22 protein-coding genes and 5 pseudogenes are annotated in these 21,529 nt (G+C 68.2%); 22 read left to right on the plus strand and 5 right to left on the minus strand.

The window, feature by feature from the left end:
• Window positions 1–60: 60 nt before the first annotated feature.
• From ACQ86J_RS34075 to ACQ86J_RS34130, 12 genes and pseudogenes are all read left to right on the plus strand, one after another.
• Window positions 61–1,632 carry an ABC transporter substrate-binding protein gene (locus ACQ86J_RS34075; RefSeq protein ID WP_431268986.1) on the plus strand — a complete coding sequence of 524 codons (1,572 nt, stop codon included), beginning with the start codon at window positions 61–63 and terminating at the stop codon, window positions 1,630–1,632.
• 71 nt (window positions 1,633–1,703) lie between these two features.
• A complete protein-coding gene (locus ACQ86J_RS34080) occupies window positions 1,704–3,287 on the plus strand; it encodes an ABC transporter substrate-binding protein (protein WP_431268987.1) in 1,584 nt (527 codons plus the stop codon).
• A gap of 174 nt (window positions 3,288–3,461) precedes the next feature.
• Window positions 3,462–5,059 (plus strand): annotated as a pseudogene (locus tag ACQ86J_RS34085) (ABC transporter substrate-binding protein).
• 42 nt (window positions 5,060–5,101) lie between these two features.
• Complete coding sequence (locus tag ACQ86J_RS34090) at window positions 5,102–6,019, plus strand: ABC transporter permease (RefSeq protein ID WP_431268988.1); 918 nt, start codon at window positions 5,102–5,104, stop codon at window positions 6,017–6,019.
• The gene (locus ACQ86J_RS34095; protein ID WP_431268989.1) at window positions 6,019–6,951 is read left to right on the plus strand and encodes an ABC transporter permease; all 933 of its coding nucleotides are present in this window, start codon (window positions 6,019–6,021) and stop codon (window positions 6,949–6,951) included. Before ACQ86J_RS34090 ends, ACQ86J_RS34095 begins: the two co-directional genes overlap by 1 nt.
• Before the next feature lie 4 nt (window positions 6,952–6,955).
• Entirely contained in the window at window positions 6,956–7,948 is a 993-nt protein-coding gene (locus ACQ86J_RS34100; RefSeq protein WP_431268990.1) for an ABC transporter ATP-binding protein, read from the plus strand.
• Window positions 7,945–8,994: an ABC transporter ATP-binding protein gene (locus tag ACQ86J_RS34105; protein ID WP_431268991.1), complete on the plus strand. Its 1,050-nt coding sequence runs from the start codon at window positions 7,945–7,947 to the stop codon at window positions 8,992–8,994. The genes ACQ86J_RS34100 and ACQ86J_RS34105 overlap by 4 nt, the downstream gene beginning before the upstream one ends.
• A 1-nt stretch (window position 8,995) precedes the next feature.
• Window positions 8,996–9,343 carry a hypothetical protein gene (locus ACQ86J_RS34110; RefSeq protein ID WP_431268992.1) on the plus strand — a complete coding sequence of 116 codons (348 nt, stop codon included), beginning with the start codon at window positions 8,996–8,998 and terminating at the stop codon, window positions 9,341–9,343.
• A 74-nt stretch (window positions 9,344–9,417) separates the two neighbouring features.
• A pseudogene (locus ACQ86J_RS34115) lies at window positions 9,418–9,922 on the plus strand ((2Fe-2S)-binding protein).
• A gap of 70 nt (window positions 9,923–9,992) precedes the next feature.
• Window positions 9,993–10,616: pseudogene (locus ACQ86J_RS34120) on the plus strand (xanthine dehydrogenase family protein molybdopterin-binding subunit); the annotation flags it as partial.
• A 40-nt stretch (window positions 10,617–10,656) separates the two neighbouring features.
• Window positions 10,657–12,441 carry a xanthine dehydrogenase family protein molybdopterin-binding subunit gene (locus tag ACQ86J_RS34125; protein ID WP_431268993.1) on the plus strand — a complete coding sequence of 595 codons (1,785 nt, stop codon included), beginning with the start codon at window positions 10,657–10,659 and terminating at the stop codon, window positions 12,439–12,441.
• Between the two features lie 81 nt (window positions 12,442–12,522).
• The gene (locus tag ACQ86J_RS34130; protein ID WP_431268994.1) at window positions 12,523–13,317 is read left to right on the plus strand and encodes an FAD binding domain-containing protein; all 795 of its coding nucleotides are present in this window, start codon (window positions 12,523–12,525) and stop codon (window positions 13,315–13,317) included.
• An 80-nt stretch (window positions 13,318–13,397) separates the two neighbouring features.
• On the opposite strand, the pseudogene fliP reads toward ACQ86J_RS34130, so the two are convergent.
• Both fliP and ACQ86J_RS34140 read right to left on the minus strand, forming a co-directional pair.
• Window positions 13,398–14,135 (minus strand): annotated as a pseudogene (gene fliP, locus ACQ86J_RS34135) (flagellar type III secretion system pore protein FliP).
• The gene (locus ACQ86J_RS34140; RefSeq protein WP_431268995.1) at window positions 14,132–14,623 is read right to left on the minus strand and encodes a flagellar biosynthetic protein FliO; all 492 of its coding nucleotides are present in this window, start codon (window positions 14,621–14,623) and stop codon (window positions 14,132–14,134) included. Before ACQ86J_RS34140 ends, fliP begins: the two are co-directional and overlap by 4 nt.
• A 305-nt stretch (window positions 14,624–14,928) precedes the next feature.
• Here ACQ86J_RS34140 and ACQ86J_RS34145 point away from each other — a divergent pair, with 305 nt between their 5' ends.
• The 5 genes from ACQ86J_RS34145 to ACQ86J_RS34165 are packed head-to-tail and all read left to right on the plus strand — an operon-like array spanning window position 14,929 to window position 16,936.
• Window positions 14,929–15,174 (plus strand): hypothetical protein, encoded by a 246-nt coding sequence (locus ACQ86J_RS34145; RefSeq protein WP_431268996.1) that lies wholly within the window; start codon window positions 14,929–14,931, stop codon window positions 15,172–15,174.
• 14 nt (window positions 15,175–15,188) lie between these two features.
• Window positions 15,189–15,596 carry a flagellar basal body rod protein FlgC gene (gene flgC / locus ACQ86J_RS34150; protein WP_431268997.1) on the plus strand — a complete coding sequence of 136 codons (408 nt, stop codon included), beginning with the start codon at window positions 15,189–15,191 and terminating at the stop codon, window positions 15,594–15,596.
• A complete protein-coding gene (locus tag ACQ86J_RS34155) occupies window positions 15,596–15,892 on the plus strand; it encodes a flagellar hook-basal body complex protein FliE (RefSeq protein WP_431268998.1) in 297 nt (98 codons plus the stop codon). Before flgC ends, ACQ86J_RS34155 begins: the two co-directional genes overlap by 1 nt.
• Window positions 15,893–15,896: 4 nt before the next feature.
• Window positions 15,897–16,778 (plus strand): flagellar biosynthetic protein FliR, encoded by an 882-nt coding sequence (locus tag ACQ86J_RS34160; RefSeq protein ID WP_431268999.1) that lies wholly within the window; start codon window positions 15,897–15,899, stop codon window positions 16,776–16,778.
• Window positions 16,778–16,936, plus strand: a complete 159-nt coding sequence (locus ACQ86J_RS34165; protein WP_431269000.1) for a flagellar biosynthetic protein FliR — start codon at window positions 16,778–16,780, stop codon at window positions 16,934–16,936. The genes ACQ86J_RS34160 and ACQ86J_RS34165 overlap by 1 nt, the downstream gene beginning before the upstream one ends.
• Here ACQ86J_RS34165 and ACQ86J_RS34170 read toward each other — a convergent pair.
• Window positions 16,872–17,024 (minus strand): hypothetical protein, encoded by a 153-nt coding sequence (locus ACQ86J_RS34170; RefSeq protein ID WP_431269001.1) that lies wholly within the window; start codon window positions 17,022–17,024, stop codon window positions 16,872–16,874. The genes ACQ86J_RS34165 and ACQ86J_RS34170 overlap by 65 nt on opposite strands.
• Here ACQ86J_RS34170 and ACQ86J_RS34175 point away from each other — a divergent pair, their 5' ends adjacent.
• The 5 genes and pseudogenes from ACQ86J_RS34175 to recA all read left to right on the plus strand — a co-directional run.
• The gene (locus ACQ86J_RS34175; RefSeq protein WP_431269002.1) at window positions 17,025–17,990 is read left to right on the plus strand and encodes an EscU/YscU/HrcU family type III secretion system export apparatus switch protein; all 966 of its coding nucleotides are present in this window, start codon (window positions 17,025–17,027) and stop codon (window positions 17,988–17,990) included.
• On the plus strand, window positions 17,983–18,312 hold the full coding sequence (locus ACQ86J_RS34180) for a PAS domain-containing protein (RefSeq protein ID WP_431269003.1): 330 nt from the start codon (window positions 17,983–17,985) through the stop codon (window positions 18,310–18,312). Before ACQ86J_RS34175 ends, ACQ86J_RS34180 begins: the two co-directional genes overlap by 8 nt.
• A 188-nt stretch (window positions 18,313–18,500) precedes the next feature.
• Window positions 18,501–18,905: a hypothetical protein gene (locus ACQ86J_RS34185; protein WP_431269004.1), complete on the plus strand. Its 405-nt coding sequence runs from the start codon at window positions 18,501–18,503 to the stop codon at window positions 18,903–18,905.
• Window positions 18,802–19,539 (plus strand): ATP-binding protein, encoded by a 738-nt coding sequence (locus tag ACQ86J_RS34190; protein WP_431272633.1) that lies wholly within the window; start codon window positions 18,802–18,804, stop codon window positions 19,537–19,539. Before ACQ86J_RS34185 ends, ACQ86J_RS34190 begins: the two co-directional genes overlap by 104 nt.
• 178 nt (window positions 19,540–19,717) lie before the next feature.
• Window positions 19,718–20,689, plus strand: a pseudogene (gene recA / locus ACQ86J_RS34195) (recombinase RecA); the annotation flags it as partial.
• A 126-nt stretch (window positions 20,690–20,815) separates the two neighbouring features.
• Here recA and ACQ86J_RS34200 read toward each other — a convergent pair.
• Both ACQ86J_RS34200 and ACQ86J_RS34205 read right to left on the minus strand, forming a co-directional pair.
• Window positions 20,816–21,103 carry a ferritin-like domain-containing protein gene (locus ACQ86J_RS34200; protein ID WP_431272634.1) on the minus strand — a complete coding sequence of 96 codons (288 nt, stop codon included), beginning with the start codon at window positions 21,101–21,103 and terminating at the stop codon, window positions 20,816–20,818.
• The gene (locus ACQ86J_RS34205; RefSeq protein ID WP_431269005.1) at window positions 21,084–21,350 is read right to left on the minus strand and encodes a DUF892 family protein; all 267 of its coding nucleotides are present in this window, start codon (window positions 21,348–21,350) and stop codon (window positions 21,084–21,086) included. The genes ACQ86J_RS34200 and ACQ86J_RS34205 overlap by 20 nt, the downstream gene beginning before the upstream one ends.
• Between the last annotated feature and the right edge of the window lie 179 nt (window positions 21,351–21,529).

Genomic DNA, 21,529 nt, shown 5'->3' on the forward strand with positions numbered 1-21,529 from the left:
GGTCTGGGGAGACTGCCTTCTCCCAGGCCTTGCTACCTCGAAGCCAAACGGGAGTTCGCGATGCACCGCCGCACCCTGCTCCAGGCCAGCCTCGCCGCGCTGCCCGCCCCGGCCTTTGCCCAGGGCGCAACCGCGCGTACGCTGCGAGTCATCCCGCAGGCCAACCTCACCAGCCTCGACCCGGTCTGGACCACGGCGGTGGTGACGCGCAACCACGCCTTCCTGGTCTACGACCAGCTCTGCGCCCAGGACGCCAAGGGCGAGATCCGGCCGCAGATGGTGGAAGGCTGGGTGCGGGAGGCGGACGGCCTGGCTTGGACCTTCACCCTGCGCGAGGGCCTCCGCTTCCATGACGGTGAGCGGGTGCTGGCCCGCGACTGCATCGCCAGCATCAAGCGCTGGGCGCGGCGAGACCCCTTCGCCCAGGTGCTCTGGCCGCCGGTCGCCGAGGTCGAGGCGCTGGACGACCGGCGCTTCCGCTTCCGCCTGAACCGGCCGCTGCCCTTGCTGCTGATGGCGCTCGGGCAGACGCAATTCCCCTGCTTCATAATGCCGGAGCGCATCGCCAGCACCGACGCTTTCCAGCAGATCCGCGAGGCGGTGGGCAGTGGCCCCTTCCGCTTTGTCGCCAACGAGTGGAATCCCGGCCAGCGCGCCGTCTGGGCGAAGTTCGACGGCTACGTCCCGCGGCAGGAGCCGGTGGATGGCTTGGCCGGCGGCCGCATGCCGCGGCTGGACCGGGTGGAGTGGACCGTCATCTCCGACCCGGCCACCTCGGCCAATGCGATGACGACTGGGGAGCAGGATTACTGGGAATACCCGTTGCACGACCTGCTGCCGCTGCTGCGGCGCAATCGGGAGGTCGTGGTCGAGCAGCGATTGCTGGACGGGACCTATGGCATCTGCCGCTTCAACCATCTGCAGCCGCCCTTCAACAACCCGGGCATCCGCCGCGCCGTCGCCATGGCAGTCGACCAGCGCGACTACATGCGGGCCGTCGCCGGCAATGAGAAGCATGGCTGGGAGGTCTGCGAGGGCGTCTTCACCTGCGGCACCCCGCTCGCCAACGAGGCGGGCAGTGAGATCCTCAAGGTCCACAACATCGACCGCGCCCGCGCGGCGCTGAAGGAGGCCGGCTACGCCGGGGAGAAGGTGGTGTTGGTCGCGCCCGGCGACTATCCGCAGATCAACGCGCTCTCGCTGGTCACCGCCGACCTGCTGACGCGGCTCGGGATGAATCTCGAGCTGGTCTCGACCGATTGGGGCACCCTGGTGCAGCGACGGGTGAGCAAAGAGCCGGTGGAGAAGGGCGGCTGGAGCATCATCCACACCACCTCCTCCGGCCAGTCGCTGGCGCTGCCGGTCTATCACCTGTTCCTGCGCGCAAACGGGGCGAATGCCTGGTTCGGCTGGCCGAGCGACCGCGAAATCGAGCGGTTGCGCGCAGCCTGGCTTGAGGCACCCGACTTGGCTGCGCAGAAGCCGGTGGCGGAAGCGCTGAACCGCCGTGCGATGGAGGTGCTGCCCTATATCCCGCTCGGCTTCTACTGGCAGCCTTCGGCTTGGCGGCGCAACGTGACCGGTGCGTTCCGTGCTCCTGCCACAGTCTTCTGGAACATGTCCAAGGCTTGATGCGCCGACGGCGCCGGCGCTAGGGAGCAGGCGCGCGGCGGCCGGGGTCCGCGGCGCTGCCGGAGAACCGAATGATGCGCCGCCGCACCTTGCTGCAAGCCGCTCCAGCCCTGCTCGCGGCGCCAGATCTGGCCTCGGCGCAGAGCAGCGCCCGTACCTTGCGCTTCGTGCCGCAGGGCAACCTGGCGAATATTGACCCGATCTGGACCACCACGGTCATCGCGCGCAACCACGCGCTGATGATCTACGACACGCTCTTCGGCCTCGGCCACGACTTCCAGCCGCGGCTGCAGATGGCGGCGGCGCACGAGGTTGCCCCCGACGGTCTGACCCATCGCATCGCGCTGCGTCCTGACCTCCGCTTCCATGACGGCGAGAAGGTCACTGCGCGCGACTGCATCGCCTCCATCGCGCGCTGGTCGAAGCGGGATGTGCTCGGGCAGCGGTTGAACCTGCTGCTGCAGGACATGCGCGCCACTGCAGACGACCGCTTCGAGATCGTCCTCAAGCAGCCCTGGCCCGGCCTGGTCTGGGCACTCGGCAAGCCTTCCGCCAATCTCTGTGCCATCATGCCGGAGCGGGTGGCGAAAACCGACCCGTTCCAGCAGATCACGGATTACACCGGCTCCGGCCCCTTCCGCTTCACCGCCAAGGAATGGGTGCCGGGCAGCATCGCCGTCTACGAGCGGCACGGCACCTATGTGCCGCGTGATGAGCCGGCGGATTTTCTTGCCGGCGGCAAGCAGGTGCATTTCGACCGTGTCGAATGGCGCATCATGCCGGACCCGGCGACCGCCGCCGCTGCGCTGCAGAACAACGAGATTGACTGGTGGGAGACGCCGCTGGCAGACCTGCTGCCCGTGCTCCGCAAGCACAAGGACATCGCGGTCGAGGTAGTGAATACTGCTGGCGCGCTCGGCGTGCTTCGCTTCAACCACCTGCAGCCGCCCTTCGACAATCCGGCGATCCGCCGCGCGCTTTTCCCGGCGGTCGATCAGAAGACTTTTATGCAAGCCGCGCTCGGCGAGGATCCGGCGCTGTGGCAGGTCCCGGTCGGTGCCTTCACACCGGGCACGCCGCTCGCGAATGATGCGGGTCTCGACACGCTGACCGGCCCGCGTGACCTGGATGCGGCGAAGCGGGCGCTGCGGGCGGCCGGCTATGACGGCCGGAAGGTGGTGATGCTGGTGCCGACCGACTTCCCGACCCTGAATGGCCTGTCCGAGGTCGCCGTCGACACGCTCCGCAAGATCGGCTTCAACGTCGACGCGCAGTCGATGGACTGGGGGACCTTGGTGCAGCGCCGGGCCAAGCGGGACGCGCCTGCGCAAGGCGGCTGGAACATCTTCTGCACTACCTGGGAAGGGCTCGATGTCTCGGTCCCCGGCAGCCACCAGCCGCTACGTGGTAACGGCACGGAGGGCTGGTTTGGCTGGTCCACCAGCCCGAAGCGGGAAGCGCTCCGCGAGGCTTGGTTCGCCGCGCCCGACTTGGCGGCCGAGAAGGTCATTGCCCGGGACCTGCAGGCTATGCTCTGGGAGGAAGCACCCTTCGTCCCGCTAGGCCTGCTGCGGCCACCCATGGCCTATCGGCGGAGCCTGACCGGCGTGGTCACGGGCGGCCCGGCGCTGTTCTGGAATGTTCGCCGGGGTTGATTTCCCGCAATCCTGGCACGGGGTGTGCAAGCCACACCCGCCGAGATCGGGCCAGTCCATGCCCGGGCAGCCGCGCCCCTGCAAGGGTGCTGGCGCGCTGCCCAAGGCTGAGGCAAGTTGGCTCGAAACGGGGCGCCTCATGGGTGCGCCGAACGGGGCTGGGAGAAAGAGACCATGGATCGCAGGACTTTCCTGAAGGCCGGCGCGGCAGTCGGTGGCGCGGCGATGTCTGGCGGCTTGCCAGCGCCGGCGCTGTCCCAGGGCGCTGCGGGCCGGACTCTGCGCTTCGTGCCGCAGGCCAACCTGGCAGATTTCGACCCGATCTGGGGGACCCAGTATGTCGTCCGCAACGCCGCAGTCCTGGTCTGGGACACTCTGTACGGCTTCGACGACCAGCTTCGCCCGCAGCGCCAGATGGTGGAATCTGAGCAGGTCTCGTCCGATGGCCTGACCTGGGAGTTCCGGCTGCGCCCCGGGCTGAAATCCACGATGGTAGCCCAGTCCTCGCCAAGGACGTCGTCGCTAGCCTGACCCGCTGGTCGGCGCGCGACTCGATGGGTCTGATGCTGAAGGCGCTGCAGCAAGACCTGATTGCGGCCGATGACCGCACGGTCCGCTGGGTGCTGAAGAAGCCCTTCCCGAAGATGCTGATGGCGCTGGGCAAGAACTCCACGCCCATGGCCTTCATCATGCCGGAGCGGATCGCCAAGACCGATCCCTTCACCCAGATCAACGAATATGTCGGCTCCGGCCCGATGCGCTTCAAGCGCGACGAATGGGTCCCGGGCGCCAAGGCAGTGTTTGAGAAATTCGCCGACTACGTGCCGCGGGAGGAGCCGAGCAGCTGGCTGGCCGGCGGCAAGCGCATGGGCGTCGACCGTATCGAGTGGCTGGTAATGCCCGACCCGGCCACGGCCTCGGCCGCGCTGCAGAACGGCGAGGTCGACTGGTGGGAGAACCCGATCACCGACCTCGTCCCGCAGCTCAAGCGCAACCGCAATATCCGCGCCGACATTGCCGATCCGCTGGGCAATATCGGTACCTTTCGCATGAACCATCTCACCACCCCGTTCAACAACCTGAAAGCGCGGCAGGCGGTTATGGCGGCGCTGAGCCAGGAAGACTACATGCGCGCCCTGGTCGGCGACGACAACGCGATGTGGAAGAAGCTGCCGGGCTACTTCACCCCAGGCACGCCGCTCTACACCGAGAATGGCGGCGAGATCCTAAAAGGTCCGAACATGGACCTAGCCAAGCGGTTGCTCGCTGAAAGCGGCTACAACGGCTCTCCGGTCACCTGCGTCGTGGCGCAGGACCAGCCGATCACCAAGGCGCAGGGCGACGTCACCGCCGATCTGCTGAAGCGCATCGGCTTCAACGTGGACTATGTGGCGACCGATTGGGGCACCACCGGCCAGCGCCGCGCCATGAAGAACCCCGTCGGGCAGGGGGGCTGGAGCATGTTCCACTCCTGGCATGCCGGCGCCGATTGCATCAATCCGGCCGTCTACATCGCCATCCGCGCCAATGGCGACAAGGCTTGGTTCGGCTGGCCAGACATTCCCGCTGTGGAGACCGAGGTGACTAACTGGTTCGAGGCGCCGGATCTGGCCACGGAGAAGGCGGCGATTGCCCGGCTCAACAAGGCGGCGGTCGACAACGCGCTCTACGTTCCGACCGGCTTCTTTCTCGGCTACCAGGCCTGGCGCTCCAATGTCTCGGGCGTGGTGAAGGGGCCGTTGCCCTTCTCCTGGGGCGTCTCGAAGTCCTGACCGCAAGAGAGTAGCGCGATGTTCGCCTATGTGATCCGCCGCGTGCTGGCGACCATCCCCGTGATGGCGCTGGTCGCATTGTTCGTATTCTCCCTCCTGTACATCGCGCCGGGCGATCCGGCGGCGGTGATTGCCGGCGATCAGGCGACGCCGCAGGATGTGGAACGCATTCGGGCCTCGCTGGGTCTCGATCGTCCCTTCCTGATCCGCTTCGGCGAGTGGGTCTGGAACATCCTGAACGGCGACATGGGCGTTTCGATCTTTACCAACCTGCCCGTCACCACCATGATCCAGCAGCGGGTCGAGCCCACGCTCTCGCTGATGATCCTGACCCTGATCCTGGCCGTCACTATCGCCGTGCCAATGGGCGTGGTGGCGGCCTGGAAGCAGGGTACGCTGATCGACCGGGCGGTGATGGGCTTCGCGGTGCTCGGATTTTCCGTCCCGGTTTTCGTCGTCGGCTACCTGCTGGCCTATGTCTTCGCGCTGGAGCTCGACTGGCTACCGGTGCAGGGCTACACCGCCTTCAAGGCCGGTTTCTTGCCCTGGCTGGAGAACCTGATCTTGCCGGCCGTCGCGCTCGGCGGCGTCTATATTGCGCTGATCGCCCGCATCACCCGGGCTACGATGCTCGAGGTGCTGCAGCAGGACTACATCCGCACGGCGCGCGCCAAGGGCGCTGGCCAGTCCAACATCCTCTTCCTGCATGCCCTCAAGAACGCCGCCGTGCCGATCGTCACCGTGATCGGCATCGGTATCGCGCTGCTGATCGGTGGCGCGGTCGTGACGGAAAGCGTCTTCGCCATTCCTGGCCTTGGCCGGCTGACGGTAGATGCGATCCTGCGCCGCGACTATCCGGTAATCCAGGGGGTCGTGCTGCTCTTCAGTTTTATCTACGTGCTGGTGAACCTGCTGATCGACCTCGCCTATACCCTGTTTGACCCGAGGATCCGGTACTGATGGCCTCCGCGACCGTCCTGTCCCCGATCGAGGCCGCTGCGCCCGAAGGCTATGCCGCCGCGGCCCCGCTGCCGGACGTGCTGCCGCCGGTAAAAACGCGGAAGGGCTTCATCGGCTTCCTGCGCCGCAACCCGACCATGGCGGTCGGTGGCTTCCTGCTGCTGCTGATGCTGTTCATCGCGGTCTTCGCGCCCTTGCTGTGGACCGTCGACCCGACCGCGTTGGCGCCCGCCAAGCGGACGCGGGAACCTTCCGCACTCTATTGGTTCGGTACCGACATGCTGGGCCGCGATGTCTATTCGCGCGTGCTCTACGGCGCCCGGGTGTCGCTGCTCGTCGGCTTCTCGGTGGCCTTTCTGGCCTCGGTGATCGGGATGGCGATCGGCATGATCTCCGGCTACATTCGCCTGGCCGACAGCGTCATCATGCGGGTGATGGACGGGCTGATGTCCATCCCGCCAATCCTGCTTGCCATCGCGCTGATGGCGCTGACCCGCGGGTCCGTGCAGAACGTCATCATCGCCATCACCATCGCCGAGATCCCCGCGTCTCGCGCCTGGTGCGCGGCGTGGTGCTGTCGCTGCGCGAGCAACCCCTATGTCGAGGCGGCTGTCGCTGCCGGCACCCGCACGCCGATGATCATCTGGCGCCACATCCTGCCCAATACGCTGGCGCCGATCACCGTCCAGGCAACCTATATCTGTGCCGCGGCCATGATCACCGAGGCGATCCTGTCATTCATCGGCGCGGGCACGCCGCCGATCATCCCGTCCTGGGGAAACATCATGGCGGAGGGCCGGGCGCTCTGGCAGGTGAAGCCCTATATCGTCTTCTTCCCGGCGATCTTCCTGTCCATCACTGTGCTCGCAGTGAACCTGCTCGGCGATGGCCTGCGCGACGCGCTCGATCCCCGCATGGCCAAGAGGCTCTGAACCGATGGCGCTCCTCGAGGTCGATAACCTGCAGACCCATTTCCGCACGCCGGACGGGGTCAATCGTGCCGTGGACGGCGTCACGTTCCACGTGAATGCCGGCGAGACCCTGGCCATCGTTGGCGAGAGCGGCTGCGGCAAGTCGGTCACCGCCATGTCGATCCTGCGGCTCATCCCCGAGCCGCCGGGGAAGATCGCCGGCGCCATCCGCTTCGAGGGCCGCGACTTGCTGAAGTGCTCGGACCGCGAGATGCGCGATATCCGCGGCAACGAGATCAGCATGATCTTCCAGGAGCCGATGACCTCGCTGAACCCGGTACTCACCGTGGGGCGGCAGATCGGCGAGACGCTGCGGCTGCACCAGGGGCTCTCGGCCAAGCAGGCCGAGGCCAAGGCGGTCGAGATGCTGACGCTTGTCGGCATCCCGGAGCCGGCGCGCCGCGTGCGGGAATACCCGCATCAGCTCTCGGGCGGCATGCGCCAACGCGTGATGATCGCGATCGCGCTCGCCTGCAATCCGAAGCTGCTGATCGCGGACGAGCCAACCACCGCGCTCGACGTCACCATCCAAGCGCAGATCCTGGAGTTGATGCGCGACCTGAAGCATCGCGTCGGCGCCGCTATCGTCCTGATCACCCACGACTTGGGCGTGGTGGCCGAGGTCGCCGAGCGGGTGATCGTCATGTATGCCGGCCGCAAGGTCGAGGAAGCGGCGGTCGGGCTGCTCTTCAACAACCCGAAGCATCCCTATACGCAAGGCCTGCTCGGTTCGATGCCGAAGCTGGGATCCTCCCTGCACGGCGCCGAGAGCCGGCTGGCGGAGATTCCCGGCCTGGTTCCCAGTCTGAAGCAGAAGATTCCCGGCTGCGTCTTCGCCGGCCGTTGCCCCAAGGTGACGGACCTCTGCCGCCAGGTTGCGCCGGCGCTGGAGGAGAAGGCACCCGGCCACGTGGCCGCCTGCCACTACGCCATCAAGGAAGGGGCGATCGCGGCATGAGTGCTTCCGCTGCGCGGCTGCTCGAGGTTACCGACCTCAAGAAGCATTTCCCCCTCAAGGGCGGCTTTCTCGGCGGCACTACTGGCTATGTTTATGCCGTTGATGGTGTCTCCTTCCAGATAGCCCGCGGCGAGACGTTGTCGCTGGTCGGCGAGTCTGGCTGCGGCAAGTCCACCGTCGGCAAGGCCGTGCTGCGGCTGTTCGACATCACCGCAGGCCAGGTGGTTCTTGACGGCAGGCGGATCGATGACCTCTCGCCTACCGCGCTGCGGCCAATGCGCAGACGCGTTCAGGTTGTGTTTCAGGATCCCTTCTCCTCGCTGAACCCGCGCATGCGGGTGCGGGACATCCTCGCCAAGCCGATCCGCAACTTCGGCCTCGCTAAGGATGCCAAGGACCTGGACGACCGTGTCGCCAAGCTGATGGACACCGTCCGCCTGCCGCGGGATGCGGTGAACCGTTGGCCGCACGAATTCAGCGGCGGCCAGCGCCAGCGGATCGGCATTGCCCGTGCCCTTGCGGCCGAGCCTGACCTGATCGTCTGCGATGAGGCGGTCTCGGCGCTTGACGTCTCGGTCAAGGCGCAGATCGTCAATTTGCTGCAGGATCTCCAGGCCGAGCTTGGCCTGGCGATGCTTTTCATCAGCCATGATCTGGCCATCGTCGAGCACATGACGCACCGCGTCGCAGTCATGTATCTCGGCAAGATCGTCGAGGTGGCGCCGAAGCGCGGCCTGTTCGCCGCGCCGAAGCATCCCTACACCGAGGCATTGCTTTCCGCGGTGCCGGTTCCCATGCCCGGTGCGCAGCGGCAGCGCATCATCCTGAAGGGTGATGTGCCGAGCCCGATCAACCCGCCCAAGGGTTGTCGCTTTCACACCCGCTGCCCTTATGCCTTCGACCGCTGCCGGGTGGAGAAGCCGGCGCTGAAGCCGGTGCCGACGGCGCTGGACAGCGGCCATGTCGCCGCCTGCCACCTGCACGACCAGCCGGAGGCGGAGAACCCACTGGCGATTGCCAAGGGCGCGGCGCTGATCGCCGCCTGAGATGGCGGGACCGGTGCTGGTGGAGGCCCGCGAACGCCGCGGGCCTTTCGGGCGCGTGGTTAAGCGCCTCTTCTGGTGGTTCCAGGGCATCATGCTGCTGGGCGGCCTGGCGACCTGCGCCGCTATCGGCCCCTTCGTGACCGGCGTCGACCCCGAGGTCGCGGCTGGCGCCGGGATGTTCGGCGCCATGGCGCTTGGGACGATCTGGGTCTTCTGGCCGCTCGGCACCCTGGTGCTGGGGCTGCTGGTGCTTGTCACCCGCGGCCGCAAGCGGCTGATCCCGGTGCCTGGGGCCGGGAAGGGGCTGATCGGCCCGCCTTCGCACAAAGGAATATCCAGCGCCGCTTGACGGAAGACTGGGGCGAGGCGACCTTTGTGCCCGATACGCGGCCTGTCGGCCGCTTCCACCGGGGGAGACGCGGGATGCCGCAAGTCACACTGACCGTGAACGGGACCACCCACACGGCCGAGGTCGAAGGCCGCACGCTGCTGGTGGAGTTGCTGCGCGAGACGCTGCGCCTGACCGGAACTCATGTCGGCTGCGATACCAGCCAGTGCGGCGCCTGCGTCGTGCACATCAACGGCGACAGCGTGAAGTCCTGCACCATCCTGGCGTTGCAGGCCGATGGCGCGCAGGTCACCACGATCGAGGGGCTCGCCAAGCCCGACGGCACGCTGCATCCGATGCAGGAGGCCTTCCGCGAGTACCACGCCCTGCAATGCGGCTTCTGCACGCCGGGCATGGTCATGTCGGCCATTGACCTAGTGCAGAAGCATCCTGACGGCCTGTCGGAGAAGGGAGATCCGCGAGGGTCTTGAGGGCAATCTCTGCCGCTGCACCGGCTACCACAACATCGTCAAGGCGATCGCGGCGGCGCAGGACGTGATGCACGGCCGCCGGGCCGAGCTGGCCCCCGCCGCCGAGTAGGCCAGGGCGGGCGCGCCTTGGCGCGCCCCGAAGGTGGATACGGGAAGACTCAGACACAAGAAGACCGGGAATGCCCCGGGCCGTGCGGGCTGGCCGCCCCGGCAGGGCAGACCCCAAGCCAGGGAGGCGTTGCAATGAACGTGGTGACCCCTTCGAGGGCATCGGCGCAAGCGTGAAGCGCAAGGAAGACCTGCGCTTCCTCTCGGGCCGCGGCCAGTACACGGACGACATCAACCGTCCCAACCAGACCTACGCCTACATCCTCCGCAGCCCGCATGCGCATGCACGGATCTCTGGCATCGACATCGCTGCCGCGAAGGCCATGCCGGGCGTGGTCGGCATCTTCACCGGCGCGGACATGCCCGACCTCGGCGGCATTCCCTGCGGCTGGCAGATCCACAACAAGGACGGCTCGCCGATGGCTGAGCCGATGCATCCTGTCCTGGCAGTCGGTAAGGTGCGCTTCGTCGGCGATGCGGTCGCGGTGGTGATTGCCGAGACAAGAACCCAGGCGAAGGATGCCGCCGAGGCGATCGAGGTCGACTACGAGGTGCTTCCGGCGCTGGCGGGCGTCGAGGCGGCGATCGCACCCGGTGCGCCGGCGGTGCACGACGACGTCCCCGGCAATGTCTGCTACGACTGGCATATAGGCGACCCGGCGGTGAATGCCGCGGCCTTCGCCGGCGCCGCCAAGGTCGTCGAGTTCGACCTGGTGAACAACAGGCTGGTACCGAATGCGATGGAGCCGCGCGCGGCGATCGGCGAATCTCGACCGCACCACGGACGAGTACACGCTCTTCACCACCAGCCAGAACCCGCATGTCATCCGGCTGCTGATGGGCGCTTTCGTGCTGCACCTGCCGGAGCACAAGCTGCGCGTGGTGGCTCCCGATGTCGGCGGCGGCTTCGGCAGCAAGATCTTCCACTATGCCGAGGAGGCGATCGTCACCTGGGCCGCGGGCAAGGTCTGCCGTCCGGTGAAGTGGACCGCCGACCGGACCGAAAGCTTCCTGACCGACGCGCATGGCCGCGACCACGTCACCAAGGCGCGGCTCGCCCTCGATCCCAATGGCAAGTTCCTGGCGTTGCATGTGCGGACGCTGGCGAATATGGGTGCCTACCTCTCCACCTTCGCCACCAGCGTGCCGACCTACCTCTACGCCACGTTGCTCTCCGGCGTGTACACCACGCCCACCGTCTATGCCGAGGTGAAGGCGGTCTTCACCAATACCGTGCCCGTCGATGCCTATCGCGGTGCTGGAAGGCCGGAGGCGACCTTCCTGCTGGAACGCCTGGTGGACGTCGCGGCGCGGGAGACGGGGATCGACCGGATCGAGATCCGCCGCCGCAACTTCATCCCGGCGGATGCCTTCCCCTACCAGACGCCGGTCGCGCTGCAATATGACAGCGGCGACTACAAGGCGACGCTTGACATGGGGCTTGAGGCCGCCGGTTGGGCGGAGTTCGAGCAGCGCCGGGCCGAGGCCAAGTCCCGCGGCAAGTTGCGCGGCATCGGCATCTCCACCTATGTCGAGGCCTGCGGCATCGCGCCCTCGGCCGTGGTGGGGTCGCTCGGCGCCCGCGCCGGGCTGTACGAGGTGGGCACCATCCGCGTCCACCCGACCGGCAGCGTCACCGTGCTGACCGGCACGCACAGCCATGGCCAGGGGCATGAGACGACCCTGGCGCAGCTGGTCACCGACCGGCTCGGCGTGCCGCTGGCACAGGTCGACATCGTCCATGGCGACACCGCGAAGATCCCCTTCGGCATGGGCACCTACGGGTCCCGCAGCCTGGCGGTCGGCGGCAGCGCCATGGTCAAGGCGATGGACAAGATCGTGCTCAAGGCCCGCAAGATCGCGGCGCACCTGATGGAGGCCTCGGTCGAGGACGTGGAGTTCGACCGCGGCACCTTCCGCGTCGCCGGCACCGACAAGACCAAGTCCTGGGGCGAGATCGCGCTGACGGCCTATGTCCCGCACAACTACCCGATCGAGGAGCTGGAGCCGGGCCTCGACGAGACCGCCTTCTACGACCCGAAGAACTTCACCTATCCCGGCGGCTGCCATATCTGCGAGGTCGAGATCGAGCCCGAAACTGGCCAGGTCTCGGTGGTCAACTTCACCGCGGTGGACGATGTCGGCCGGGTTATCAACCCGATGATCGTCGAGGGCCAGGTCCAGGGCGGCGTCGCCCAGGGTATCGGCCAGGCGCTGCTGGAATCGGCAGTCTATGACGAGAGCGGCCAGCTGCTCTCGGCCAGCTTCATGGATTACCAGATGCCGCGGGCGAACGACCTGCCGCCCGTCTCGGTCGCCACCCACACGACCCTCTGCACCCACAATCCGCTCGGGGTGAAGGGCTGCGGCGAGGTGGGTGCCATCGGCTCGCCGCCCGCGGTGATCAATGCTGTGGTCGATGCGCTTCAAGATTATGGCGTCCGCCACATTGAGATGCCGGCGACGCCCGCCAAGATCTGGAACATCATCAACGCCGGCCATAAGCTGGCCGCCGAATAGCGGTGCCTGCCGGCCGGTCGCTGGAGGGCGCAAGCCCGGAAGCGTGAACCGGCCGGCGAATGACCAAAGGGAGTTCAGACGATGTACGATTTCGCCTATCACAAGCCGACTTCCGTCGCAGATGCGGTCAAGATTCTCTCTGCCGACCCGGATGCTCGGCCGATCTCCGGCGGGCAGACCCTGCTGCCGGCGCTCAAGCACCGGTTGAACAAGCCGAGCTCCGTGGTTGACCTGTCCGGAATCGCCGAGCTGAAGGGCATCCGGCGTGATGGCGACACGCTTGTCGTTGGCGCCCTGGCCAAGCATATCGAGGTGGCGAACAGCCCCGAGGTGAAGGCGGCCATCCCGGCGCTGGCGATGATGGCCGGCACCATCGGCGATACCCAGGTGCGCAACCGCGGCACCATCGGCGGCAGCGTCGCCAACAACGACCCGGCGGCGGACTATCCCTCGGCGGTGCTCGGCCTCGGCGCCACGATCGTCACCGACAAGCGCCGGATCGCGGCGGACGACTTCTTCCAGGGCATGTTCACCACGGCGCTCGAACCGGGCGAACTGCTGGTGGCGATCGAGTTCCCGATCCCCGAGAAGGCCGGCTACGCCAAGATGCGCAACCCGGCCAGCCGCTACGTCATGGCCGGCGTCTTCGTTGCCAAGACCAAGTCCGGCGCGCGCGTAGCGGTCAATGGCGCCGGCCCTGGCGTGTTCCGCCAGTCCGACATGGAGAAGGCGCTGACGTCCAACTGGTCGGAAGCCGCGGTCGCCGTGATCAAGCAGTCGGCCGATGGGCTGAATGGCGACATCCATGGCAGCGCCGAGTACCGCGCCCACCTAGTCACCGTCATGGCCAAGCGCGCCGTTGCCGCGGCGGGCTGAACCACGGTAGTTGCCCGACCCGCCGCGGATCTCCGCGGCTGGCCGGCGCCGGCGGACCAGTGCATCGGGCGGTGCAGGATCTACCCGAAGCCCTGCACCAAGCTGCCGGCCACCAGCCTCCAGCCATCGACCAAAACGAAAAAGATCAGCTTAAAGGTAGCGCCACCACGTTTGGTGGCAGCATCATCATGCCGAGCGACATGAGCAGGCTCGCCACCACCATGTCGAGCACCAGGAAGGGCAGGAAGAGCAGGAAGCCGATTTCGAAGGCGCGCTTCAAGCTCGCTGACCAGGAAGGCGGGCAGCAGGGCACGCCAGGGGATCTGCTCGGACGCCGTGCCTTCCGGCACCGGCGGCAGTTTCGCCAGGTCGAGGAAGAGCAACAGGTCGGCATCGGCCACCTGAGCCGCCATGAATTGACGAAAAGGCTCAGCAGCGGCACGCAGCCCTTCAAGCTCGCCGATTTGCCCCTGCATCAGCGGCTCGAGGCCGCTGGCCCAGCTCTGCTCCATCACCGGCTGCATGACGAACAGGGTCAGGAATAGCGCGAGGCCGATCAGCGCCGGGTTCGGTGGCACGCCCTGCGCGCCGATCGCGCTGCGCAGCAGGGAGAGCACAATGACGATCCGGGTGAAGGCCGTGGCCATTACCAGCAGCGATGGAGCCAGCGACAGCAGCCCGACCAGGGCGGCGAGCTGAACCAGGCGCGAGGTCGCGCCCGGCTGGCCGGCGGCGCCGAGGTCAATGCTGACGCTCTGGGCGGCCACAGGCAGCGCGGCGCCGAGGAGCATCAGCGCGGCAAGCGTCAGGCGCCTCATGGCGCGCTCCGCTCCGGCAACCAGCCGAGCACCGCATCCTGGCCACCACCGGTCAGCAGCAGCACTTCCTTTCCGTCGCAGCGGACCAGCACCAGGCGGCGGCGCGCATCCACCGCTACGACCTCGGTGACCCCGAGGCGCCGTCCGGGTCGCCGGCGTTGCCCGCCGCGGAGTGCCCTGGCGGCAAGCGAGAGCGGTATCAGCAGTGCGGCCAGGGTGCCGAAGGCCCGTAGCAATCCATCCATGTCGAGTATCAAGGAGCGGCCTCCTGCCGGCTCGGGGATGCGGTCAGGGGGCGTCAGGGCGGCGCCGAGGCCGTCCAGCTCCGCCAGCAGCGCGACCAGGGAAGGCAGCATCGGTCGCGCCGCTTCGATCGGTAGCATGGTGATGGCGGCACACAGGGCGGCGGCACCGGCATCGAGTCCGGTGAGGTCGATCTGCCGCCCCGATTCGACCAGGGCGCGGGCGAGGACGAGGGTTCCCCGCATGGCCTCGATTGCGGCGAGGGAGGGGGCGGGGTCTGGAACAGCCATTGGTGCAGTCTGGCCGGCGATGGGTTAAGGAAACCTCGCCACCTGACCTCGCCCGGCAACATGGGGTTGGAGCTTAACCGAGATCTTTGCCTGATGCCGGCCAGGGTGCGGCATGGACCCGTCGCAGAGCGCCCCACTCGCCCTCGCCGAGCGCCGCCTTGCCTGGCTGGATGCTAGGCAGCGCGTGCTGTCGCAGAACATCGCGCATTCCGATACGCCGGGCTACCGGCCGCGCGACCTGCCGGATTTCGCCGAAGCTGGTGCGGCGCGGCAACGCCGCCGCGGTCGGCCTTGCCCGCACCGACCGGCATCACCTGGCCGCAGCGCGCGACCCGCAGGCGCGAGTGGATCGGCAATCGTTTGACGCCAAGCCGAACGGCAATGCCGTTTCCCTGGATCGGGAGGCGATGAAGGTCGCCGACACGGACAGTGCGCATGCACTGGCCATCGGTTTGCACCGCCGCTGGCTTGGCATGTTCCGCACGGCGCTGGGCCGGGCGCAATAACAAAGGGAGCCTGCATGGATCTGGAACGGGCGCTTCGCATTTCCGCCGCCGGCATGGCGGCGCAGTCCACCCGCCTGCGGGTCGTGGCGGAGAACCTCGCCAACCGCGACAGCACCGGCGATTCACCGGGAGCCGAGCCCTTCCGGCGCAAGACCGTGACCTTCGGCGCACGGCTTGACCGCGCCCTGGCGGCGGAGACAGTGGAGGTGCGCCGCATCGGCACTGCCCCCGGTGACTTCCCGGAGGTTTACGATGCCGGCCACCCGGCCGCCGATTCGCGGGGATACGTCAAGCGCCCGAATGTCGACAGCCTGGTCGAGATGATGGACATGCGTGAGGCGCAGCGGAGCTACAGCGCCAACCTCTCGGTGCTGGAGGTCACCCGCGGCATGCTGACCCGGACGATCGAGGCGCTGCGCTGATGCCGCCGACTCTCGCCCCCGTGCAGGCCGCGGCCGCCTATCGCGCAACCCAGGCGCAGGCCGGGACAGGCAGTGAGGGTGGCGATTTCGGCGCCGCCCTGCAGCGGGCGATGGAAGATGCTGTGGATCTAGGCCGTTCCGCCGATGCCGCCAGCACCCAGGCGTTGCTCGGCCAGGGCAGTGTCACGGATGTGGTCCTGGCGGTCTCGCGGGCGGAGATGGCATTGCAGACTGCCACGACGCTGCGGGACAAGGTGGTCGCCGCCTACCAGGACGTCATGCGCATGCCGATCTAGCGTGATGGCGGAGGACCCGACCGCGCTGGCCCTGCGCGAGGCGCTGTGGCTGGCCCTGCACCTGGCCTGGCCGCCGTTGCTGGCGATGCTGGCCATCGGGCTGATCGTTTCCGTGCTGCAGGCCGTCACCCAGATCCAGGAGGCGACGCTGGCCTTCCTGCCCAAGGTGGTGATCATGGCGGCGGTGCTGCTGCTGACCGGGCCGGCAATGACGGTCGCCATGCAGGGCTACGCGTCGCAGCTTCTTCAATCGCATCGTCGCCCTGGGCGGTCCGTCCCGGTGATCGAGGCGCTGCCCGACCTCACTTTCCAGGCCATGCTGGTGCTGACGAGGATCGGCGGGGCAGTGATGCTGCTGCCCGGCCTTGGCGCGCCGGAGGTGCCGGCGACCATCCGGCTGGCCCTGGTGCTGGCACTCACGGCGTTGGTGCTGCCCTTGGTGCAGCCGGGCCTGCCGCCCCTGCCTGCGGAACTGCCCGAGATGCTCCGGCTGATGGCGCTGGAAGCCGCGACCGGCCTATGGCTCGGCCTGCTGGCGCGGGTGGTGGAACTCGCGCTGGCCCAGGCAGGGCAGGTGATGGCGCTGATGGTTGGCCTCGCCAGCCCCTTGCAGACGGACCCGGCGATAGGCGCCCAGGGCACCGCCTTATCGCGGCTGTTCGGCCTGGCGGCGACGATGCTGGTGCTGACGGCGGGCCTTTATGCGCTGCCGCTACGGGCCCTGGCAGAAAGCTACACGACTTTGCCGGTTGGGATGGCTGCCACCTCCGCCGGCCAAGCCGCGACGATAACCCAGGCGGTGGCGGATAGTTTGTCATTGGCGCTGCGGCTGGCGGCGCCGCTGGTGCCTGGCCTCGGTGCTCGAGGCAATTCGCGCTCGGCCTGATGGCACGGCTGGCGCCGCGGGTGCCGGTCTTCATGGTCGCGGCGCCCGGGCAGATCCTGGCCGGGCTGCTGCTCCTGGCGCTGCTGCTGCCCATTATGCTTGGCACCTGGATCGCCGCGGCACGGGATGCCTTCCTGACCTTGCCAGGGCTGCCCTGAGCCGTGGCGGAGGACGGCAAGGACGCCGAGGACCGCTCGGAAGCCCCGACCGCCCGCAGGCTGGACCGAGGCCCGCCAGCAAGGCCAAGTGCCGCTGTCGCGGGAAGCGGTGGGATTCGGCACGCTATTGGCCGCGACGCTCGCCGGCTACCTCACGCTGCCGCCGGTCGCGCTGGCTTGGCTGCGGGCCCTGCAGGCCCTGCTCCAGGCGCCTGAGGCGGGCATCGAGGCGCCGCTCGCTCTGTTGCGTGCCGCGGCACAAGGCGTCCTGCCGGTGCTAGGAGCGGTCGCGGTGGCGGCCATCCTGGCGACCGTCGCGCAGACCGGGCTCCTGCTGCGTGGCGAGGCGCTGTTGCCCGACCTGTCGCGGCTGAACCTGCTGGCCGGGTTGCGCCGGCTGCTGGGCACCGATGGCTGGATCAAGCTGCTGCGGACGGGGCTCAAGCTCGCCGTGGTTGGCGCCGCACTCTGGCACGCCCTGGATGTCGCGGTGCTACAGACCGCTCTGCACCAGCCGGTCGGGGCGCTGCCCGGGTTGATCGGGCGTGAGGCGCTGCGCCTGCTGCTGGTCGCGCTCGGCGCTTTCGGCGGAATGGCCATGCTGGACGTGCTGGTGGTGCGGTGGCGCCACTTGCGGCAGTTGCGCATGAGCCGCGAGGACCTGCGGGAGGAAATGCGGGAGTCGGAGGGTGACCCACAGGTGAAGGCGCGCTTGCGGCAGATCCGTGAAAGCAGGGCCCGGCAGCGCATGATCGCGGCCGTTCCAAATGCCGCCGTTGTGATAACGAATCCGACTCATTTCGCAGTCGCTCTGGCTTATCACCAGGGTGAAGCGGCAGCACCGCGACTCGTTGCCAAAGGGACTGATGAAATGGCGGCACGGATTCGGGCAGCGGCGGAGGAGTATGGAGTGCCCATCGTCGCCAACCCGCCGCTAGCCCGCGCCCTGTTCCGGCTGGAGGTCGAGACCGAGGTGCCGCCCGAGCACTGGCAGGCTGTCGCCGAGATCATCGCCTATGTCTGGCGGCTGCAGGATCGCGTGGCGCGTGGCTAGCGAACGCCTGCTCCGCCGGCCGACAGGTCCGTCCGGCTTCCTCGAAAGCTTCCGGCTGCTGGCCGACCCGGCGCCCGAGGGATTGGCGGTGCTGGATAGCGGAGGAAGGGTGCTCGCCGCCAATCCGGCACTGGCCGCTCTGGCGGGGCCGCTCGCCGCGCCGCGGCCCGGCTCGCCGGCCGCCGTCCTCCTGGCACCCTCGGCGCGGGAGGCCTTCGTCGCGGCGCTGGCCTCCGGGCTCAAGGCGGTACCCCGTCGCCGCTGCGAGTCGCGCCTGGCGATCCGGCGGCGCCGGCGGATGCGGAGTGGCTGCTGCGGCTGACGCCCCTGCCCGAGGCGGCGGGGCCGGCGGCACGGCTGCTGCTCCGGGTCGAGGACCGGACCCAGGCACGGCGGGCCGAGGCCCGGGGCACGGCGTCGGCACGGCTGGAGACGGTCGGGCGGCTCGCCGGCGGGGTCGCGCATGACTTCAACAACCTGCTCGCCGCCATCCTGGGCGGCGCCGGCGCGGTGCGCGCGGTCGGCATCCCGGACGCGGCTGCTGCTGAGCTTGCGGTGGTGGAGGATGCGGCGCGGCGCGGCGCGGCGCTGGTCCGGCAACTGCTCGCCTTCGCGCGGCAGCAGCAGTTGCAGCCGCGCGTGCTGGCGCTGAATGACGCCGTCCTGGCGATCGCACCGCTTTTGCGCCGGCTGCTCGGGCAGGCGGTAAGGCTCGACCTGGCGCTGGAAACGCCGGGACGCTGGGTCAAGGCGGACCCGACGCAAGCTCGACCAGGTGATCCTGAACCTGGCGGTGAATGCCCGGGACGCCATGCCGGAGGGTGGCAGGCTGCGCATTGCTACCGGCCACCGGGTGGTGCTGCGGCCGGGGGGCGAGGGCACCCCCCCTGGCCGCTGGGTGGTACTGGAGATTAGCGATACCGGGGGCGGCATTCCGCCCGAGCTCGTGCCGCGACTCTTCGAGCCCTTCTTCACCACGCGGATCGACAAGGGCGGGACGGGCCTCGGCCTGGGCACGGTGCAGGGCATCGTCGCACAGTCCGGTGGCCATATCGCGGTCGAGAGCCGATTGGGAGAGGGCACGACCTTCCGCATTCACCTGCCGCGCCAGGCGGCGGTGGCGGCGCCAAAGGCCGAGGCAGCCGAGCCGCCGGCCGCCGCGCCGGCGCCCGGCGGCCCGATCCTGCTGGTCGAGGACGACGCCCCGCTGCGCCTGCTTGGCGCGCGGTTGCTGGAACGCGGCGGGCATGCCGTGCTGGCGGCGGACAGCGCCGAAGCCGCGCTCGATCTGGTCGGGGCCGGGGCGGTGCCTGCGCTGCTGGTCAGCGACGTGGCCATGCCCGGTGCGGATGGAGTGGAACTGGCGCGCCGGCTGCGGCGGCGTTGGCCTGCGCTGCCGGTGCTTCTGCTCTCGGGCTATGCCGAAGCCGTGCTGGACCGGGACTTGGGGGCGGAGGGCTTCCGCTTTCTCGACAAGCCCTTTGGCCCGCCGAAGCTGCTGCGGGAAGTGGCGGCGGCGCTTGGCGGGCAAGACGCCGCAGGGGCATGACGGTGGACGGCGATCTTGCTCGTGTTTACCAAATGTTCTTGTTTTTCGGCGCCCCCAGGGCCATAGTCTCTGCCACACTGCCCTGGCGAACAGGGCGATTCGAGATTGGTCTGTTTCCATCAAAAGTTGAAATGATGGGGGCGGATCCAGGACGCGATCAAGGACAAGGGCAGCCAGGATGGATAAGGGAAAGGCGCTCGACGCCGCGCTCAGCCAGATCGAACGGTCGTTTGGCAAGGGCTCGATCATGCGCATGGGCGCGCGCCAAGCGCAGGAAGGTGAGATCGAGGTGGTCTCGACCGGCTCGCTCGGGCTCGACATCGCGCTCGGCATCGGCGGCCTGCCGAAGGGCCGCATCGTCGAGATCTACGGGCCGGAAAGCTCGGGCAAGACTACGCTGGCGCTACACGCCATCGCGGAGGCGCAGAAGAAGGGCGGCACCTGCGCCTTCATCGATGCCGAACACGCGCTCGACCCCGGCTATGCCAAGAAGCTGGGCGTCGACGTGGACAACCTGCTGATCAGCCAGCCGGATGCCGGTGAGCAGGCGCTCGAGATCTGCGACACGCTGGTCCGCTCCGGTGCGGTCGACGTGCTTGTGGTGGACAGCGTCGCGGCGCTGGTGCCGCGCGCCGAGCTTGAAGGCGAAATGGGCGACAGCCATGTCGGCCTGCATGCCCGGCTCATGAGCCAGGCGCTGCGCAAGCTGACCGGCACCGTTTCCCGCTCCAACACGCTGCTGATCTTCCTGAACCAGATCCGGCTCAAGATCGGCGTCATGTTCGGCAACCCGGAGACGACGACGGGCGGCAATGCGCTGAAGTTCTACGCCTCCGTCCGCATGGAGATCCGCCGCATCGGCGCGATCAAGGACCGCGACAGCGTGGTCGGCAACCAGACCCGCGTGAAGGTGGTGAAGAACAAGATGGCGCCGCCGTTCCGGGTGGTCGACTTCGACATCATGTATGGCGAGGGCATCTCGAAGCTCGGCGAGTTGATCGACCTCGGCGTCAAGGCGACGATCGTCGAGAAATCGGGCGCCTGGTTCAGCGCTGAGGGCCAGCGGATCGGCCAGGGGCGGGAGAACGCCAAATCCTTCCTGCGTGACAACCCGCAGATCGCTAACACCATCGAGCAGAAGGTGCGCTCAGGCCGGCGTCGTGGCCAATGCGATGCTGGTGGCCGGCGAGAACGACGGAGTCCGAGGACGCCGCCGCGGCGGAGTAGGTCCAGGGTCCGGGGCGGGGAGGGGAGCCCCCTCCCACACCGCCTTGGATCAGGCCGCGCCGCGGCTGCCCTTGGTCTGATCGTTGGCCGGCCGCTTGCCGAGCGCCGCCGGGTTCACCTCGGACTCGGCCAGCTGGGTCAGCAGCTCGTCGGTGTCCTTCTCCTCCTTCAGGGTCTGCGCCATGAGGTCGGCGGCCTGGATCTCGCCCATCGCCTTGAGCATCGAGGTGAGCGTGCCATAGGCCGCAATCTCGTAATGCTCGACTTTCTGCGCAGCGCCGATCAGGGCGGCGTCAAGCACTGGGCCCTCGTCGAGCTCATCGATGATCTTCCTCACTTTCCTCGACCAGCCCCTCCATGGCGTTGCAGGTCTCGCCTTCGGTCTCGATGCCGAGCTGCTGGCAGACTTGCTCCAGCCGCTCGACCTGACGCTGGGTGACCGCGAGGTGCTCGGTGAAGGCCTGCTTCAGCTTCGGGTTGGTCGCGGCCTCCTGCATTGCCGGCAGGGCCTCAAGCAGCTGGGTCTCGGCGCTGTAAGTATCCTGCAATTCCATCGTCAGCAGGTCGCGGATGTCGCTGGCCATGACGTCCTCCTTGGATCCCGGGCGGCGGAACCGCCACGCGGCAGCGGGAACGGGCCGCCCCCGCGGCAGTTGCCGCGGGCCATCGCAACGTCACGTCCCGGGTGCGCCGCAAGGCCGCCCCTCGACGCTCCCGGCCATGCGCGCTAGAGCCTGTGCCGCAGGGCAGGGGTCGCGGGTAA

It is taken from the genome of Dankookia sp. P2 (assembly GCF_050632255.1).
In the GTDB taxonomy this organism is placed as follows: domain Bacteria; phylum Pseudomonadota; class Alphaproteobacteria; order Acetobacterales; family Acetobacteraceae; genus Paracraurococcus.

Coding starts and splice junctions, on each gene's coding strand:
- ACQ86J_RS34075 (WP_431268986.1), top strand. CDS start 61: ATGCACCGCCGCACCCTGCTCCAGGCCAGCCTCGCCGCGCTGCCCGCC.
- ACQ86J_RS34080 (WP_431268987.1), top strand. CDS start 1,704: ATGATGCGCCGCCGCACCTTGCTGCAAGCCGCTCCAGCCCTGCTCGCG.
- ACQ86J_RS34095 (WP_431268989.1), top strand. CDS start 6,019: ATGGCCTCCGCGACCGTCCTGTCCCCGATCGAGGCCGCTGCGCCCGAA.
- ACQ86J_RS34100 (WP_431268990.1), top strand. CDS start 6,956: ATGGCGCTCCTCGAGGTCGATAACCTGCAGACCCATTTCCGCACGCCG.
- ACQ86J_RS34105 (WP_431268991.1), top strand. CDS start 7,945: ATGAGTGCTTCCGCTGCGCGGCTGCTCGAGGTTACCGACCTCAAGAAG.
- ACQ86J_RS34110 (WP_431268992.1), top strand. CDS start 8,996: ATGGCGGGACCGGTGCTGGTGGAGGCCCGCGAACGCCGCGGGCCTTTC.
- ACQ86J_RS34125 (WP_431268993.1), top strand. CDS start 10,657: ATGCGATGGAGCCGCGCGCGGCGATCGGCGAATCTCGACCGCACCACG.
- ACQ86J_RS34130 (WP_431268994.1), top strand. CDS start 12,523: ATGTACGATTTCGCCTATCACAAGCCGACTTCCGTCGCAGATGCGGTC.
- ACQ86J_RS34140 (WP_431268995.1), bottom strand. CDS start 14,623: ATGCGGGGAACCCTCGTCCTCGCCCGCGCCCTGGTCGAATCGGGGCGG.
- flgC (WP_431268997.1), top strand. CDS start 15,189: ATGGATCTGGAACGGGCGCTTCGCATTTCCGCCGCCGGCATGGCGGCG.
- ACQ86J_RS34155 (WP_431268998.1), top strand. CDS start 15,596: ATGCCGCCGACTCTCGCCCCCGTGCAGGCCGCGGCCGCCTATCGCGCA.
- ACQ86J_RS34160 (WP_431268999.1), top strand. CDS start 15,897: ATGGCGGAGGACCCGACCGCGCTGGCCCTGCGCGAGGCGCTGTGGCTG.
- ACQ86J_RS34165 (WP_431269000.1), top strand. CDS start 16,778: ATGGCACGGCTGGCGCCGCGGGTGCCGGTCTTCATGGTCGCGGCGCCC.
- ACQ86J_RS34190 (WP_431272633.1), top strand. CDS start 18,802: ATGCCGGAGGGTGGCAGGCTGCGCATTGCTACCGGCCACCGGGTGGTG.
- ACQ86J_RS34205 (WP_431269005.1), bottom strand. CDS start 21,350: ATGGCCAGCGACATCCGCGACCTGCTGACGATGGAATTGCAGGATACT.